Annotated in this window: 13 protein-coding genes; 7 read left to right on the forward strand and 6 right to left on the reverse strand. The window is 33.2% G+C overall.

What is annotated here, in order from left to right; all coding sequences use genetic code 11:
- Positions 1 to 24 precede the first annotated feature (24 nt).
- Positions 25 to 1,353 (reverse strand): c-type cytochrome, encoded by a 1,329-nt coding sequence (locus GWR14_RS09470; protein WP_163408790.1) that lies wholly within the window; start codon positions 1,351 to 1,353, stop codon positions 25 to 27.
- 219 nt (positions 1,354 to 1,572) lie between these two features.
- On the opposite strand from GWR14_RS09470, the gene GWR14_RS09475 reads away from it, so the two are divergent.
- Positions 1,573 to 1,962 carry an SPOR domain-containing protein gene (locus GWR14_RS09475; RefSeq protein ID WP_163408791.1) on the forward strand — a complete coding sequence of 130 codons (390 nt, stop codon included), beginning with the start codon at positions 1,573 to 1,575 and terminating at the stop codon, positions 1,960 to 1,962.
- A gap of 312 nt (positions 1,963 to 2,274) precedes the next feature.
- On the opposite strand, the gene infB is transcribed toward GWR14_RS09475, so the two are convergent.
- The 3 genes from infB to rimP are packed head-to-tail and all read right to left on the reverse strand — an operon-like array spanning position 2,275 to position 6,936.
- Positions 2,275 to 5,145: a translation initiation factor IF-2 gene (infB, locus tag GWR14_RS09480; protein ID WP_163408792.1), complete on the reverse strand. Its 2,871-nt coding sequence runs from the start codon at positions 5,143 to 5,145 to the stop codon at positions 2,275 to 2,277.
- Between the two features lie 59 nt (positions 5,146 to 5,204).
- Complete coding sequence (nusA, locus tag GWR14_RS09485) at positions 5,205 to 6,458, reverse strand: transcription termination factor NusA (RefSeq protein ID WP_144215481.1); 1,254 nt, start codon at positions 6,456 to 6,458, stop codon at positions 5,205 to 5,207.
- 13 nt (positions 6,459 to 6,471) lie between these two features.
- On the reverse strand, positions 6,472 to 6,936 hold the full coding sequence (gene rimP, locus GWR14_RS09490) for a ribosome assembly cofactor RimP (protein ID WP_163408793.1): 465 nt from the start codon (positions 6,934 to 6,936) through the stop codon (positions 6,472 to 6,474).
- A 175-nt stretch (positions 6,937 to 7,111) separates the two neighbouring features.
- On the opposite strand from rimP, the gene GWR14_RS09495 reads away from it, so the two are divergent.
- Positions 7,112 to 7,936 (forward strand): universal stress protein, encoded by an 825-nt coding sequence (locus GWR14_RS09495; RefSeq protein WP_163408794.1) that lies wholly within the window; start codon positions 7,112 to 7,114, stop codon positions 7,934 to 7,936.
- A 46-nt stretch (positions 7,937 to 7,982) separates the two neighbouring features.
- Here the strand turns inward: GWR14_RS09495 and GWR14_RS09500 are convergent, their stop codons facing one another.
- The gene (locus tag GWR14_RS09500; protein WP_163408795.1) at positions 7,983 to 9,011 is read right to left on the reverse strand and encodes a LacI family DNA-binding transcriptional regulator; all 1,029 of its coding nucleotides are present in this window, start codon (positions 9,009 to 9,011) and stop codon (positions 7,983 to 7,985) included.
- 351 nt (positions 9,012 to 9,362) lie between these two features.
- Here GWR14_RS09500 and rplM point away from each other — a divergent pair, with 351 nt between their 5' ends.
- From rplM to tsf, 4 genes are all read left to right on the forward strand, one after another.
- On the forward strand, positions 9,363 to 9,818 hold the full coding sequence (rplM, locus tag GWR14_RS09505) for a 50S ribosomal protein L13 (protein WP_091493496.1): 456 nt from the start codon (positions 9,363 to 9,365) through the stop codon (positions 9,816 to 9,818).
- Positions 9,818 to 10,204 (forward strand): 30S ribosomal protein S9, encoded by a 387-nt coding sequence (gene rpsI, locus GWR14_RS09510; RefSeq protein ID WP_035645327.1) that lies wholly within the window; start codon positions 9,818 to 9,820, stop codon positions 10,202 to 10,204. The genes rplM and rpsI overlap by 1 nt, the downstream gene beginning before the upstream one ends.
- A gap of 176 nt (positions 10,205 to 10,380) precedes the next feature.
- Positions 10,381 to 11,142: a 30S ribosomal protein S2 gene (gene rpsB / locus GWR14_RS09515; protein WP_109191769.1), complete on the forward strand. Its 762-nt coding sequence runs from the start codon at positions 10,381 to 10,383 to the stop codon at positions 11,140 to 11,142.
- A gap of 140 nt (positions 11,143 to 11,282) precedes the next feature.
- Positions 11,283 to 12,245, forward strand: coding sequence for a translation elongation factor Ts (gene tsf, locus GWR14_RS09520; RefSeq protein ID WP_163408796.1), 963 nt, complete (start codon positions 11,283 to 11,285; stop codon positions 12,243 to 12,245).
- Positions 12,246 to 12,410: 165 nt separating this feature from the next.
- Here tsf and GWR14_RS09525 read toward each other — a convergent pair whose 3' ends face one another.
- Positions 12,411 to 14,528, reverse strand: coding sequence for a M3 family metallopeptidase (locus GWR14_RS09525; protein ID WP_163408797.1), 2,118 nt, complete (start codon positions 14,526 to 14,528; stop codon positions 12,411 to 12,413).
- A gap of 220 nt (positions 14,529 to 14,748) precedes the next feature.
- On the opposite strand from GWR14_RS09525, the gene GWR14_RS09530 reads away from it, so the two are divergent.
- On the forward strand, positions 14,749 to 18,435 hold the full coding sequence (locus GWR14_RS09530) for a TraB/GumN family protein (protein ID WP_163408798.1): 3,687 nt from the start codon (positions 14,749 to 14,751) through the stop codon (positions 18,433 to 18,435).
- The last annotated feature ends 22 nt before the right edge of the window (positions 18,436 to 18,457 follow it).

Consider the following 18,457-nt stretch of genomic DNA (forward strand, 5'->3'; position numbering starts at 1 on the left):
TATATTAAAATCTTAATAAATCGATTAATAGTGGCATTTACCGCATTCTAAACCTCCCATTTGCGCTGCAGTTAATTTCTCTACACCGTATTTTTTAGAAAGTTCAGCATGAATCTTATCATAGTAAGCATTACCTTCCATCTTAACATCTGTTTTTCTATGGCAATCAACACACCATCCCATTGTTAATTTAGAGTATTGCTTCATGATTTCGAATTCTTGTACTGGACCGTGACAAGTCTGACATTCAATTCCGGCAACAGAAACGTGTTGTGAGTGATTGAAGTAAACAAAGTCAGGAAGATTATGAATACGAACCCATTTTACAGGCATTGTTTTTCCAGTATAAGCCTGTTTAGTCTTATCCCATCCAACAGCATCATATAATTTTTGGATTTGAGCATCGTAAAATGCTTTGCTGTACTCAGGAGTAGCAGTAGTTTCAGCAACTTCAGAAATATTTTTATGACAATTCATACAAACATTTAATGAAGGAATACCAGCTGTTTTACTTACACGAGCAGCAGAGTGGCAATACTTACAATTAATTTCGTTATCACCAGCGTGAATTTTGTGAGAGTAGTGAATTGGCTGAATTGGCTCATAATTCTGATCTACACCTACCTGCATCAAGTAACCGTATACAAAATAACCACTAGCCAAAAGCAAAAAGATTGCAGTAACTAAAACCAAAAATTGGTTTTTAGCGAAAGCTTTCCAGATTGGAGTTCTAGCCTCTTTTGGAGCTACTTCAATACCGTTTTTATTAGCAACTTTAGTTAACACCTTGTTCACCATGAACAACATCACAACCAAAATAGCCATTACAAGAGCAAGAGCCCCTAAAATAATATTGTTTGAAATTCCGCCACCTTCAACTTTCTCTCCAGGAGGAACAGTCCCCAGAGCTGGAACAGGATCTTTTTTTACTTCAGAAGTATAAGCTATAATATTATCAATATCTCCTTCAGACAATTGAGGAAAAGAAGTCATAACAGCTTTGTTATTTTCCTCAAAAAGTTTAACAGCAACAGCATCACCTGACTTAATCATGTCAGAACTGTTATGCACCCACTTGTAAATCCAAGCCATATCATGCTTAGCAGCCACCCCTCTTAACGCAGGACCAGTTGATTTAGCATCTAATTTGTGACATGCAGCGCAATTTGCATTAAAAAGTTCTTTCCCTTTTACTGGATCACCGCCTCCTGCAGCTGGAGCAGCAGCCGCTGCTTCAGGCGCCGCCGGAGCAGCAGCATCTTGAGCAAATGAAGTTAGGGAGAAAATTAACGTCAGCGATAAGCTAAGCAGCAATTTTCTTGAGATCGAATTATGGTTACCCACCTTTTTCATATAGTATAAATAATTGTCTACTAATTTTTGGTATGATTTTTTCTAAACGAAATTCAGTAAAACACATACCGTTTTTTAAAACCTGCACAAAAATACAATTTAAGTAGTATTCTCAAAACCTTAAAATAGTCTTAAATATCAATTTATATCAATTCTAAATAATAAAAACATTTCATATATAAACCTTAAATACTACTTTTGTATAAAAACCATCACATTATGAGAATTTTAGCCCCTTCAAAAAAAATCCTATTAACATTAGCAGCATTTACCCTATCTTATAATATTAATGCCCAAGACCAAAATATTACACTGAATCAAGACCCGAAATTTGAGCAATTATTGAATGATAAACGTAAAATTAACACGTCTATTAGTACCAACGATACGTACAAAATTCAAATTTTCAGCGGCAAAAGCGATGAGGCAAAAAAGACATTATCAAATTTTAAACGTGAATTTAACACAATAGATGGCACCATTATTTTCAATACTCCGAACTATAAAGTTCTCGTTGGGAATTTTAAAACCAGAATTGAAGCTGAAAGAAATTTAGAAGAGATTAAAAAACGATATAAGAGCGTTTTCCTTATTAAACCCAGCAAATAATATTATTTACAATAAAAAGGCTTTTAAATCACCTATTGAAAGCAAAAAACAGGCTATTTTCACATTACGAAACAGCCTGTTTTTTACAACATCTAATATCCTCTTAAATAAATCAGTTTAGATTTTCAATTTCAGGCTTGAGTTTTGTAAATTGAAATTTTTCAAATGTCATTACAAAAAGCCATAAAAACCAAAGTAATAATTTTCACATCTTTCTTCAATAACAAATTTTCATACTAAATCTACAAAGAGACGTATCAAAAAAAAGTCCCAATTTTCATTAGGACTTTAAATAATATAATATATTCAAGTTTATTTCAACTTCTTTTTAATTGCAACTTCGTGATACGCTTCAATAACATCATTTATTTCAATATCATTAAAACCTTTAATCTGAATACCACAATCGTATCCTTTCGTAACCTCTTTAACATCATCTTTAAAGCGCTTTAAAGCCACTAATTCACCTGTGTAAACAACAACCCCTTCTCTAATAACTCTTATTTTAGAAGCTCTTAGAATTTTACCATCAGTAACCATACATCCTGCAATTGAACCTACTTTAGAAATCTTGAAGATTTCACGAATTTCAGCATTTCCAAGCACCTCTTCTTTCATTTCAGGAGCAAGCATTCCTTCCATTGCATCTTTCAAGTCATCGATTGCTGCGTAGATAATAGAATAGTAACGGATATCGATTTCTTCCTTATCTGCAAGCTGTCTGGCATTCCCTGCAGGACGAACATTAAACCCGATAATAATCGCATCAGAAGCAGAGGCTAAGTTAACATCGGTTTCGGTAATCGCACCAACACCTTTATGAATAATATTAATTTGAACTTCTTCCGTAGAAAGTTTAGAGAACGAGTCAGATAATGCTTCAACAGAACCATCCACGTCACCTTTAAGAATTACATTCAATTCTTTAAACTGACCAAGAGCAATACGTCGTCCGATTTCGTCAAGAGTAATATGTCTTTGAGTACGTACAGATTGTTCACGCATTAATTGAGAACGTTTGGATGCAATTTGTTTTGCCTCTTTTTCATCTTCAAAAACATTGAATTTATCACCAGCTGTCGCAGCACCATCAAGCCCTAAAACAGATACCGGAGTCGACGGACCAGCTTCTTTAATATTATGCCCTCTTTCATCATGCATCGCCTTAACTTTACCATGATGCTTTCCAGCTAACATATAATCTCCAATTCTCAAAGTTCCATGCTGAACCAAAATTGTAGAAACATATCCTTTTCCTTTATCCAGGAATGCTTCAACTACAGTTCCCTGAGCGGCTTTATTTGGATTTGCTTTTAAATCTAATATTTCAGCTTCTAATAAAACTTTCTCCAGCAATTCTTTTACACCTGTTCCTACTTTTGCAGAAATATCATGTGACTGAATTTTTCCACCCCAATCCTCAACAAGCAAATTCATACCAGCCAAACGCTCTTTAATTTTTTCAACATTAGCATTTGGTTTATCAATTTTATTAATTGCAAATATAATTGGAACCCCTGCAGCCTGTGCATGAGAAATTGCTTCTTTTGTCTGTGGCATGATATCATCATCCGCCGCTACTACAATAATAGCTATATCCGTAACCTGAGCTCCACGCGCACGCATGGCCGTAAACGCTTCGTGACCCGGAGTATCTAAGAATGCTATTTTTTGACCATTATCTAAAGTTACTCCATATGCTCCAATGTGCTGTGTAATACCTCCAGACTCACCGGCAATAACATTTTCTTTACGAATATAATCCAGTAAAGATGTTTTACCGTGATCGACGTGCCCCATTACAGTAACAATCGGTGCTCTGGTCACTAAATCTTCTTCTTTATCTTCTACTACCTCAATAGCTTCTTCGATATCAACAGTAATAAACTCCACTTCATAACCGAATTCATCAGCCACAATTGTTAACGTTTCAGCATCTAGACGTTGGTTCATGGTAACCATGATTCCGAGAGACATACAAGTTCCGATTACTTTAGTAATCGGCACATCCATCATGATTGCAATTTCACCTACTGTAACGAATTCCGTAACTTTAATTGTTTTACTTCCTTCATCAAGAGCTCTTTGCTCATCATCAGATTTCTGACGGTGTGTTTCTCTTTTATCTCTTCTATATTTTGCCGCTTTAGATTTACCTCCTTTGCCCTGAAGTTTTTCAAGAGTTTCTCTAATTTGGTTTTTTACTTCTTCTTCTGTTGGCTCAACTTTAGCGACAATAGCCGGACGGTTTCCTTTTACAAAACCCGGCCTTGAGCTTCTGTTAGCATTAAAACCTCCACCATTATTATTTGGTGTGATTTTATTTGGATTTGGCGTACCAGGAGCATTACCTGTTGCTGGTTTTGGCGCACCTGGTGTACCTGGCTTAGGAGCTATTCTTTTACGCTTATTCTTATTAGCGTTATTTCCTGTTCCCGGAACCCCTGGCTTATTTTGATTAACTTTCGGATCTTCCTTCTTTTTCTTTGGCTTATTGAACTGAGATAAATCAATTGTTTGCCCTGTAAGAGTAGTTCCTGAAAGCTTTTGATATTGCGTAGTGATAGTTTCTTCTGAAGTTGTTGGATCTGTAGACACAATAGGCTCTTGTGCAACTTTCGAAGATTCAACTTTAACTTCTTTTTTCTCAGTAATAACAGGCTCTTCTTTTTTAGTCTCAGAAACTGGCGGATTCACAACTGGTTCCGGCTTTACTGTTTCGTTTTGAACAGGTTTCTCTGGCTGCACAGGTGCAACAACAGCTTTTGGCTCTTCAGCCTTAACTGTTTCCTCAGAAGGAGTAATAGCAGGCTTTTTTGGATTTAAGTCAATTTTTCCAACTTGTACAGGCCCGGTAACAACAGCTCTTGCCTTTATAATTTCTTGCTGTTTTTGACGCTCTTCTTCTTGTCTGCGTTTGTCTTCAATTTCTTTCTCACGCTCTATACGCAATGCTTCTTTTTCTTTTCTTTTTTCTTCCCCTACCTCTTTAGAAGCTTCCTTATTCCCCTTATCGCCCGCAAATTGGCTTTGAAGAATATTAAATTCACTATCAGAAATTTTAGCATTTGGATTTGCATCAATAGCAATTCCCTTATCTTTTAGATAATCAACAGCTCTTTCTAACGAAATATTTAATTCCCTTAAAACCTTGTTTATTCTTATTACTCTCTCTTCAGACATATAACCTTTTTATTATTACCTTTTTCGTTGTGTTGTTAGAGCAGATGTTCAGCTATAGACTAACTATCAAACTCTTCTTTTAGTATTTTCATAACATCCAGAATAGTTTCCTCTTCTAAATCTGTTCTTCTTACTAAATCTTCTACATCGTGTTTCAAGATACTTTTTGCAGTATCCAAACCGATTTTTGCAAACTCTTCAATTACCCACTCTTCGATCTCATCTGAGAACTCTGTTAATTCAACATCGTCTTCATCTGCAACAGTACCGGCAACATCTCCTTCACGAATAACATCTAACTCATAACCTGTCAACTGACCAGCTAGCTTGATATTGTGACCACCTCTACCAATTGCTTTAGAAACCTCTTCTAATTTCAAGAATACTTCAGCACGTTTGTTATCTTCATCAATTTTGATAGAAGAAACTTTAGCAGGGCTTAAAGCTCTTGTAATAAATAATTGAATATTGTTTGTATAATTGATTACATCAATATTTTCATTTCCTAATTCACGAACAATTCCATGAATACGAGAACCTTTCATTCCTACGCAAGCTCCAACCGGATCGATTCTATCATCATAAGAATCTACCGCTACTTTCGCTTTTTCACCCGGAATACGAACTACATTTTTAACCGTGATCAATCCGTCAAAAACCTCTGGAATTTCTTGTTCAAATAATTTCTCTAAAAACTTCTCAGAAGTTCTGGACATGATAATTTGAGGTTTATTTCCTTTTAATTCAACGCTTTCAATAATTCCACGTACATTATCCCCTTTACGGAAAAAGTCAGATGGAATTTGTTTTTCTTTCGGAAGTACAATTTCGTTCCCTTCGTCATCAACTAAGATAACAACTCTCGGACGTACGTGATGTACTTCTGCAGTATAAATATCACCGATAATATCTTTAAATTGCTTGTAAAGATTGGTATTATCATGTTCGTGAATTTTAGATATTAAGTTCTGACGCAAAGCCAAAATAGCTCTTCTTCCTAAATCAATCAATTTAACTTCTTCAGAAACCTCTTCACCAATTTCAAAATCCGCTTCGATCATTCTGGCTTCAGTCAAAGTAATTTCTTCATTTTCAAAATCAAGATCTTCGTCAGCAACGATAACTCTTCTTCTCCAAATCTCCATATCTCCTTTATCAGGATTTATAATGATATCAAAATTATCATCAGAACCGTATTTTTTCTTCAATGCATTTCTAAACACGTCCTCTAAAATTGCCATAAGCGTTACACGATCAATAAGTTTATTATCTTTAAACTCTGAGAATGAATCGATTAATGCTAAATTTTCCATGCGAATTCTTTAATTAAAATGTTACTGTAACAATTGCCTCTATAATTTCTGTATAAGGTATTTGTTGCTCTTTTTGAACTGTTTCTTTTCCTTTTCCTACTTTTTTTGGTTCTCTTGCTTTCCAAGACAAAATTATAAAAACATCATTAGCTTCTACCAATTCTGCCTCTATTTTTTCATTATTTGTGGTAACAATCAACGTTCTACCAATGTTTTTTTTGTATTGCCTTACCATTTTCAGAGGTGTCCCTACTCCAACTGATGCTACTTCAAGCGAAAAATCCTGTTCTTCACGATCCAGATTATTCTCGATTGCACGACTGACATCTATACAATCCTGCAACATCACTCCATTATCTCCGTCTAAACCAACACTAATTTTAAAAGAATCCGAAACAGCCAAATCAACCAAAAAGATTGATGGTTTTTCCAGAAGAGCTTCTGCAATTAATCCGTTTACTTTTTCTTTAAATGTCATAATTTTATAAAAAGAGGGGACACTTAGTCCCCTCATTATTTAGATTTTAATAAATAACGATGCAAATATAGTGTTTTTTTTATAAATCAAATAAATTGATTACTCTAAAAATATTTCTTACCTTTATATAAGCACTAACTATACAGATTATTCAAATAATTTAACCCAAAAAATTATGAAACGAATTTTAGTCCCTACTGACTTTTCCGAACACGCAGAAGATGCCTTAAAAGTTGCTGCACAAATAGCACGCAAGCACGATTCTGAAATAATCCTGCTTCACATGCTGGAATTACCCAGCCAGATGAATGACGCCATCACAGGAGGAGCAAGCATTCCTGAAACTATCTTATTCGTAAAAAAAGCCAACGAAATGCTGAACAAAACTACCGAAAAACCCTACCTTAAAGATCTTTCTGTAATTGAAATCTTAAAAATAGATAAAACTATTCATGGAATTTCACAAGTCAGCAAAGAAAACGACATTGATTTAATCATAATGGGATCACACGGTTCCTCAGGCGTTCAGGAATTATTAATTGGTTCGAATACTGAAAAAGTTGTTCGAAATTCTGACATTCCAGTTTTAGTCATTAAAAATGATATCACAGATTTTAATGCTACAACAATTGTTTTCGCTTCAGATTTCACAGAAGAATCCAAAAAACCTTTTGAAAAACTATTAAAATTCACCACACTATTTGACTCAAAAATACACCTCGTTACAATTTGCACCCCAAACAGTTTCAAACCCACCCATGTTATTGAAAAAGCCATGAAGGAATTTGTAAGCGAATTTAACCTGACAAATTATTCGACACACATTTACAACGACACTAATATTGAAAAGGGAATTATCAATTTCTCAAACAGCATTAACGCCGACATTATAGGAATGTGCACACACGGCAGAACAGCTTTTGCTCATTTTTTCAACGGCAGCATTAGTGAGGGCTTGGTAAATCATGCCACAAAACCCGTTATAACCTTTAAAATTTAAAACCACAAAAAAAGAAATCCATCTTTAAAGCAAGATGGATTTCTTTTTATTTAAATTTTCTGGTTGACTCCCTTTCCTTCAATTTTGTTTTAATAACAATTGTTTCATAATCTGAAGTTTCACCTTCTTCCTCTTCTAACCTAGAGATTAATCGTTTAGCAGCAACTTCACCTATCTCAATTCCATGTTGGCTTACGGTTGTTAAACTTGGAGATAAACGTCTTGAAGCTAAAATTCCATCCGCAAATCCTATTATTGAAATATCCTCAGGAACTTTGTAGCCTTTTTTCAAACTCACTCTCAAAGCCGCAACCGAATCATTTTCGTCCAAAGCAAAAATTCCGTCAATTTCATGATCAAAAATTGAATCAATTTTACTCTTCATATCATCCTCAGAGTCTGTACGAAGAATAATTTTCTCGTTTACTGTAATATTATTATCTGCCAAAGCTTTCAAATATCCATCCGCCCTTAATTTACCAACACTTAAATTATCTACAGAAGAAATTAAAGCAATATTTTTACATCCTAAATCAATCAAATGCTGTGTCGAATTTAAAGCAGAATCAAAATCATCAACTACAACTTTATCACAATCTACTTCATCAGCAATCCTATCAAACATCACAATTGGCGTCCCGTCATTAATTATTTCGGAAAAATGATTGTAATCCTGAAGTGTTTGTGCCTCTTTCGAAACAGATAAAATAAATCCATCAATTGTCCCATTACTTAACATTTCTAACGTATGAACCTCTTTTTCAATGGACTCATTAGAAATACAGGTAATTACATTATACCCTTTTTTATCGGCCACTTTTTCAATACCACTAAAAACTTTCGCAAAAAAAGAATTTAATATATTAGGTATAATCACACCAATCGTTTTGGTTTTTCTATTCTTTAAGTTCAAACCAATAACATTCGGCTTATAATTTTTGAGTTTGGCATACTCTTTAATTTTCACCTTGGTTTGTTCACTAATCTCAGGGCTATCATTCAATGCCTTAGACACAGTAGAAACAGAAACACCAAGTTCCTTCGCAATTTGTTTTAGAGTTGCTTTAGCTTTCATCCAATTGATTTTTTATGTAATTAATACAAATATAGTAGAATTAGCTAAAATAAAACAAAAAAGACCTGCCAGTATTCAAAATCACCATGCCTTTTCAAAATAAAACCGCAATAGAGATATATCTTCCTTAAATCGTGCAGAAAAAAATAGTTTTTATTTTTTTCACATAAAAAGAATCAGCCTTTTACACCTTAAATAACATAAACTATATTTTTACAGATTTAATTCCAAAACTGACAGTCCTGATTTTCAGGATTTAAAATATTCTTTTCAGGTATTTGGTTTTAAAATAATTAATTGTACTTTTGCATCCCCTTTATTGGGGATGGAATGTTTAATTAAAATAATATTATGGACGCATTAAGCTACAAGACAGTTTCAGCTAGCAAAGCCACTGTAACTAAAGAGTGGATTGTTGTTGACGCTGAAGGTCATAACTTAGGACGTCTTGCTTCTAAAGTTGCAATGATCTTAAGAGGTAAGTACAAGCCAAGTTACACACCGCACGTTGACTGTGGAGATAACGTAATTGTTATCAACTCAGAAAAAATTAACCTTACAGGTACAAAATTGAATGACAAAATTTACATGCGTCATACAGGTTACCCAGGAGGACAAAGAACTTTAACTGCTAAAGTATTGCAAGCTAAAAACCCTGCATTATTAGTAGAAAAAGCTGTAAAAGGTATGTTGCCTAAAAACAAATTAGGAGCTGAACTTTTTAGAAATCTAAATGTTGTTGTAGGAGCTGAGCACAAACACGGAGCTCAAAAACCTAGAACTGTTAACCTAAATGATCTTAAGTAATGGGAGTTATTCACAAAATCGGTAGAAGAAAAACCGCTGTTGCACGTGTATACGTTTCTGAAGGAACTGGAAACATCACTGTAAACAAAAAAGAATTCGCAACTTACTTTCCAACTGCAACTTTACAATACAAAGTTTTACAACCGCTTTCTATGACAGAAAACGCTGGTAACTTTGACGTAAAAGTAAACGTTTACGGAGGTGGTACAACTGGTCAGGCAGAAGCTGTAAGAATGGCATTAGCACGCGTAATGTGTGAAGTTAACGCTGAAAACAGAGGAATCCTTAAACCAGAAGGTTTATTAACAAGAGACCCAAGAATGGTTGAACGTAAGAAATTCGGTCAGAAGAAAGCTCGTAAGAGATTCCAGTTCTCTAAACGTTAATATTACCTGTCTTGTTCAGATGGGACAAGACATTATCAATTATTTATTGAAATTAAAAAACACAGTTATTGTTGCTCTCCTATCGAGGTAGGATATAGTTTAGCATCTAAATGTATAAAGCCAGAGAAATCGCCATTTATACATTGCTAATCAACAGAACGTAAACTAGTACAAAAATGGCAAACAAAATAGAAGTAAAAGAATTACTAGAAGCAGGTGTTCACTTCGGACACATGACTAGAAAATGGGATCCAAACATGGCCCCTTACATTTATATGGAGCGTAATGGTATTCACATTATCAATCTATATAAAACTGCAGCTAAAATTGAAGAAGCTAACGAAGCTTTGAAAAAAATCGCTGCATCAGGTAGAAAAATCTTATTCGTAGCTACCAAAAAACAAGCAAAAGACATCGTTGCTGATAAAGCAAAAGCTGCAAACATGCCTTACATCACTGAAAGATGGCCAGGTGGAATGCTAACTAACTTCGTAACTATCAGAAAGGCAGTTAAAAAAATGTCTTCTATCGATAAAATGAAGAAAGATGGTACTTTCAACACACTTTCTAAAAAAGAGCGTTTACAAGTTGATCGTCTTAGAGCTAAATTAGAGAAAAACTTAGGTTCAATTGCTGATATGTCTAGATTACCTGCAGCATTGTTCGTAGTAGATATCAAAGCTGAACACATCGCAATAAAAGAAGCTCAAAAATTAAACATTCCAGTTTTCGCAATGGTTGATACGAATTCTGACCCAAGAGAGGTTGATTACGTGATTCCTGCAAATGATGATGCTTCTAAATCAATTGACAAAATTTTATCTTTAGTGACTACTGCAGTAATCGAAGGTCTTTCTGACAGAGGTGCTGAAAAAGAAGTTGAAGCTGCTGAAGAAGCTCCTGCTGTTGAAGCTGAAGCTCCTGCAACTGAAGAATAAATCAAAATTTAAATTCCAAATTTTAAATTCCAAAATCCAACCAGAATTAAAAACGTTATGTTGATAATTTATTAAAATTGGAGTTTGGGATTTAAAAGCTGGAATTTTTTACTTTTAAACACATTAAAACTTAAAATATTATGGCAACAATTACTGCTGCAGACGTAAATAAATTAAGACAATCTACAGGTGCCGGAATGATGGACTGTAAAAAAGCTTTAGTTGAAGCGGAAGGAGATTTCGACAAAGCTATACAAATCCTTAGAGAAAAAGGACAAAAAGTTGCTGCTAACCGTTCTGACCGTGAGTCTTCTGAAGGAGCTGCTGTTTCTTTTATCAATGCTGACAACACTAAAGGAGCTATCATCACTTTAAACTGTGAGACTGACTTCGTAGGTAAAAACGAAGCTTTTATTGCTTTAGCTAAAGATTTAGTAGAAAGAGCTATCAACTTCTCTTCTAAAGAAGAATTATTAGCTTCTGATTTCAACGGAATCACTGTTGCTGAGAAATTAATCGAGCAAACTGGAGTTATCGGTGAGAAAATCGAAATCGGTGGTTTCGAGATTTTAGAAGGTGCTTTCGTTGGATCTTATGTTCACGTTAACAAAATTGCTGCTTTAACTGCAATTTCTGCTCCAGTTGCAAACGCTGAAGCTTTAACAAAAGACATCTCTATGCAAGTTGCTTCTATGGGAGCTGATACTTTATCTTACAAAGATTTTGATCCTGCTTTCGTTGAGTCTGAACTTGCTGCTCGTATTGCTGTAATCGAAAAAGACAATGAAGAAGCAAAACGTTTAGGAAAAACTTTGAAAAATGTTCCTAAATACATCTCTTTCTCTCAATTAACTCCAGAAGTTATCAAACAAGCAGAAGAAGATGCTAAAGCTGAATTAAAAGCTGAAGGAAAACCAGAGCAAATCTGGGACAAAATTCTTCCAGGAAAAGTTCAACGTTTTATCTCTGACAACACTACTTTAGATCAAGAAAAAGCTTTACTTGATCAAAACTTCATCAAAGATGACAGTAAAAAAGTTGGTGATTACGTAAAAGGATTCAATGTTGAAATCACAGGTTTCAAAAGAGTTACTTTAGGTTAATATATTATTTTCAATATTAAAAAGCTCCGAATAACTGAATATTCGGAGCTTTTTTGTTTTCATTATTTACAAGCTCTTTCTTCTTAACTAATAACTCAATGTACAATTCAATAAAAAAAGCCCAAATATTGAATATTTAGGCTTTTCTGATTATATATATCTAATTTACTTCTTAGCTGGAATAGGAAAATTTCTTGCTCTCATTAAAGCATCAGACTTAGGAGCTCTTCCTCTAAAGTTTTCATATGCTTTTTCTTGATCAATAGTATTTCCAACACTAAATACGCTGTCATAAAGTCTTTTTGCCACCACTTTATCGTAAGGTCCTTTTCCTTCTAAGAAAGCTTCCCAAGCATCAGCATTGATAACATCTGCCCACAAATAGCTGTAGTATCCTGCTGCATACCCATCACTTGAAAAAATATGACCAAATTGTGGAATTCTATGTCTCATAACAATTTCAGAAGGCATATGAAGCGCATCTAAAGTTTCTTTTTCGAATTTATGAGGATCAATTTTATCAGTTGTTAAGTGTAATTTCATATCTATTAAAGAACTCGAAATTGTTTCTACAGTTGCAAAACCTTCCCCAAAATTAGCCGCTTTTTCAATTCTGTCAACCAAAGACTGAGGTAATGGCTGATTTGTTTTATAGTGTAATGCAAATTTATTCAACACTTCAGGAGTTGCAAGCCAGTGTTCTAACAATTGCGAAGGAAATTCAACATAATCCCTTGCAACGGATGTTCCTGCTAAACTTGGGTACGTAACATTCGAACATAATCCGTGAAGTGCATGTCCAAATTCATGAAATAAAGTCGAAGCATCATCCCAGGAAATTAAAATTGGCTCATTATCTGCTCCTTTTATAAAGTTACAGTTGTTAGACACAATAGTAAGTACTTCCCCTTCTAATTTTTGCTGATCGCGATAAGCATTCATCCATGCTCCGGAACGTTTCCCTGCACGAGCGTAAGGATCAAAATACCATAATCCAACTGTTTTTCCCGTTACTTTATTACTTACCTCCCAAACTCGTACATCTGGATGATAAACGGGAACGTTTGTAATTTGTCTAAAGCTTAAATTAAATAATTCTCCAGCAACCCAAAACATTCCTTCTCGCAAGTTTTCTAGCTGAAGATACGGCTTAACTTCGTTTTGATCTAAATCGTATTTTGCTTTTCGAACTTTTTCAGCATAAAAACGGTAATCCCATGGCTGGATTTTAAAATTTCCTCCTTCAGCATCAACAATTTTTTGCATTTCAGCAACATCTTTATGAACTTGCTCAACAGCTGGCTCCCAAACTGATTCCATTAAAGCCAAAGTCTTTTTTGGATCTTTTGCCATTTTGTTAGATAAACTCCAATCAGCAAATGTTGGATAACCTAATAATTTTGCTTTTTGAGTACGCAATTGTAAAATCGAAACAAGAGTTGCATTATTATCATTTTCGTTTCCATTATCTCCACGCTTTACAAAAATGTCAAATGCCTTTTCTCTTAAATCTCTACGTGTTGAAAAAGTTAAAAATGGCTCGATTGAAGAACGTGTATTAGCAATACAGCCCATAACATCCAGCTTTCTTTCTTTTGCTTCAGCAATAGCGGCATTTTTAACTTCGGTAGGTAAACCATCAAAATCGCTTTCTGTTTTTAAAGCCACATATTGATTGTGTTCTTCCGCTAATAGATTTTGGCTAAAACGCGTAAAAAGAGATGCCATTTCTTTGTTAATTTCTGCAACTTTAGCTTTGTCAGCTTCGTTTAACTGAGCGCCCTGGCGAACAAAATTGGTGTAATACAACCAGATTAGGCGTTGTTGCTCGCCCGTAAGTTTGCTTTTATCTTTTGAATTGTAAACTGTTTCAATTCTGGCAAATAACTTTTTATTTTGATTGATTTTATCTGAAAACTCAGAAAATTTAGGAGACATTTCTCTGTCAATCGCACTAAATTCAGGGCTGCTTAAGTTTGATCTGTAAATTCCATAAACAGTCATAATTCTTTCGATTGTTCCTCCGGAACGTTCTAAAGCAACAATAGTATTTTCGAAAGTAGCAGGTTTTGAATTATTAGCAATTACATCAATTTCATTCAGTTTTTCCTGAATTGCAAAGAGAATTGCAGGTTTAAAATCTGAGACCTTATATTCATTAAAAGCAGGAACACCTCCATAAGGGCCTGCCCATTTTTTAAGCAAAGGATTATTTTCCTTATTTTGTGCATTTATCGCAAAAAAAGTTGTTCCCATGAGAAAAATTGAGATTAATTTTTTCATATTATTATTTTGAATTAGTAATTCTTCAAAAGTATCCAAAATTCATCAACTTGAAATAACTTTTAACATTCAAAATCAATCATGAAAAGTATCAGCTTATCTAAAACTGTTTTTAAATTCCTAAAACACCATTAACTAAAACTTAGAAAATCTAAATCCATTAACAAATTAACAGGATTCTATCCTATATTTGTTCAGCAAAACTAATAAAACCAACCCATTGAAAAAACTACTTTTAATTTCATTATTGATAACTTCATTTGTTCAGGCTCAAAACAAAAGTTTATTTTGGGAAATATCAGGCAACGGCCTCACCAAAAACTCTTATTTATACGGCACAATGCATGTTAATGATAAAATTTCTTTCCATTTATCCGATTCTTTTTTCAAAAATCTTTTAAACTCTGATATTGTAGCTAATGAGAGTAATCCGGAAACATGGACTGACCTTAATGATCTAATGCGAGGTGATAATTACAATCTGTACAACAAATTTTATACAGAATTTTATCTTTTTCCAACAACAAAAGAAAATGTAAAAACTATTTTTAATAATGATAGTTCCCGTTTTTTTAGAAGTATGCTCTCCGGTGTTGAAGGACAACAGGCCGATTTTCAGGAAAACACAGTTCTTGACATGTTTATCTTTCAAACCGGAAAAAAATATAAGAAAAAAATTGTTGGTTTAGAAAATGCTAAAGAATCAATACTTTCTATACTTCAGATAGAAGATGAGGATGCAAAACCTAAGGAAGAGAATAAAGTTCCTTTAATGAAAATATTAAAGAGCAGAAACCCGACAGAAGCCCTTAAAGAATACTATAGAGAGAAAGATATCATTATGCTGGATTCTATCTATAAACTAATGTTCTCAAAAAAAGCTCACGACGCTCTTATTGTTAACCGAAATAAAATCATGGCCAACAGCATAGATTCTATTGCTAAAACCGGAAGTTTATTTTCTGCTGTGGGAGCTGCTCATCTTGCCGGAAATGATGGAATGATTGAGATTTTAAAACGTAAAGGATATACAGTGAAACCTATAACAGATGCTTTTACAGAGAATGGAAAAAATCAAAAGAAGACAATTGAAGCTTACTTCCCAAATCCTAATTTTGTTGCTTCTTTTACAAAAGATAAAATGGTACAAATGCCATTATACAATACTGTTATAGAAGAAAATGAAATTTTAGGATCACCGGATTTTACAAACGGAGGCGCTATTACCATCAAAAGGATTCCTCTAAATTATTTCCTTAAAAAGAGCGATATATTATACAATTCCAAGTCGTTAGACAGTTTGTTTTTTGAAAAAATTGCCGGAGATATTATTGAAAAAAAATATTTTGAGCAGCCTAACTATTCCGGATATGATATAAAAAACATCACTAAAACCGGCAACAGCCAACATTCAAGATTTTACATAACTCCTTTAGAAATTATTTCAGTCTCTATGACCGGACCCGCAAATTATGTGCGTCAATATGAAAACGGAGTTTTTGATAATATAAAAATAAAGCCTTTTAAAAATGACTGGGAGAAAATAAAACCGGTGAAAGGAGGATTTGAAATAGAAATCCCTTCTTTTAATTTGGTCTTTGGAAACAGTCTTGAAAAAGGAACCAATATTGATATTCAGGCTTATGATAATCAGGAAAAAGGATATTATTTTTTAAGGGAAAAAACTCTTAATGATACTGCTTTATTAGAAAACTCCGAGTATGAGCAAAAGCAGATTCATTATCAGTTTTATTTACAGAATGATACTGATTCTACGAAAACGAGCTATAACAAAGTCGACAATTCTTTTATTTCATCATCTGCTATCGGAGACAGAAAAATCAATCTTAAAACAATTGTACACGGAAACAAATATTATTTGTTAGGAACCGTAAATGCATCCGAAACAAATACAAACCGCTTTTTTAATTCCTTTTTGGTTGCGCCTTTCGATTATAAATCAAAAACGAAAATACTAATTGATTCAACAGCTAATTATAAAATAGAAATTCCTGAAAGAGAAAATGAAAATCTATTTTTGAAGCGAAAAACAAAAGAATACGAAGCGAAAAACACTTTTAGGGAAGTAAATCAATATCAGGTTTTTAATTCTGAAACGGGCAGAAAAATAAACTTAGAATATCATAAATACCATAAATACGAACGTTATTTACCAATTGATTCCATTCAGCACAAATTAAAAAAAGCATTTTTAAAACAATTTGAGGAGGATTTTGATGAAGATTATTATGATGACGAAAGTGAATCGTATGGAAATCTTACCTCATTGCTAAATATTGAATTATATAAGAAAAAAGGATTTTCAAAATCTCTTTGGGATAAAATGCTAATTGACAAAACAAACAATTATGAGTTGCTGAATGAAAATACTACTTTTAATAAAGAAGAAAACAGTTACACCATTAATGCAACAGTTTCTAAGCCAGATGCTGTTCAGGCGGTTAAATATAAAGCTCTTTATAAAAACAACACCTATTACTTACTGAGCACTTTAGTAGAGAAAAACTATCAAAATAATGATTCATTTATAGAAAAAACTTTTGAATCATTAGCTTTTGCAGAAAACAAAAAAACAGATCGTTATGAAGATAAAATCAAGCTTTTTATAGAAGATGCCAAAAGCGAAAAAGATACTATTCGATACTCTGCACTAAAATCTGTGTACAATCTGGATATTACAAAAAATGATGTGGAGAGTATCACTAATTTCATCACCACATTTAACTTTAAAGAAAATGAAACGGATGCCCTTTCTGCACTTTTACAAAAATTAGGACAAATAAACGATGAAAGAGTCATTCCTTTTCTGGAAAATTATTACAAACAAGAATCTGTTAAAACTGATGTCCAAATTAGTATTCTAAAAAGCATTTCACTTCAAAAATCAAAAGCAGGATATAAAAAAATCAATGAATTATTTGAATATGATTTGCCTATTTCTGACAATCAATATGAAATAACAAGCCTTTTCAACTCTTTTGAAAGTGATCCTGAAAACAGTAAAGAATTGTTCCCTGAAATTTTTCAGTATTATAGTATCAAAGAATACAATAAACCTATTATTGATTTCTGTAATTTGTTATTAGAGAAAAAATTAATATCTGTCAATAAAATAAAGGCATTTAAAAAAATTATTCTAACCAACACAAAACTGGAATATAAAAGAGTGGCAAGCTGGAATCAAAAAAACAAGAAAAATGAGGATACAGAAGAAACTGCAGAAGCAATTGATTCATTTGTCGAACCTACAGAATCATTAACAGATCTGATAAACTACACTAACTTAATCTATAATTATGCTGACGACAATGCAGTAAAAGAGATTCTGAAAAAAATAAAAAATCTGGATATTCCCGAATTAAATATAGAATTGGTCAGATTAGGAATTATCCACAACAAATTGACCTCATCTAAAATTGAAGAGTTTTTAAAAGATCCAAAAACACAATTTGTAACTATCAATTTACTTTTAAATCAAAATAAGAAAGAGTTTGTACGTTTTTCGGATGAAGAAATCTCCAAATCTGCCGTTGTAAATTTTCAAAATTTGTCCAAAAAAGACTCTGTTTCGTTATTAAAAAAGAAATTGATTGAAAAAAATGGTAAAGAAATTTCATTCTATTTTTACAAAATCAGCACAAAAAACAAAGAAACAGAAATAACTAAAAATCAATTATTTCCAATAGCTTTTATAATAGAAAACAAAGAAATAAATCCTTTGGCTTTTAAGGCTTTTAACATGATCCCGATAGATGAAGAAGAAAATCTAGAAGAAAAGTATGAATTGATTATCAATGAATCCCTAAATGACAATCATCCAAGAGCAAGTTTTGAAAAAGAAAAAACAGTTAACGATGCAATCCTTAATGACGAATTTTTAAATTAATTTCAACTTAAAAAGAATTAAC

Origin of the sequence: Flavobacterium ajazii, from assembly GCF_010614725.1 — a bacterium.
Taxonomy (GTDB): Bacteria; Bacteroidota; Bacteroidia; order Flavobacteriales; family Flavobacteriaceae; genus Flavobacterium; species Flavobacterium ajazii.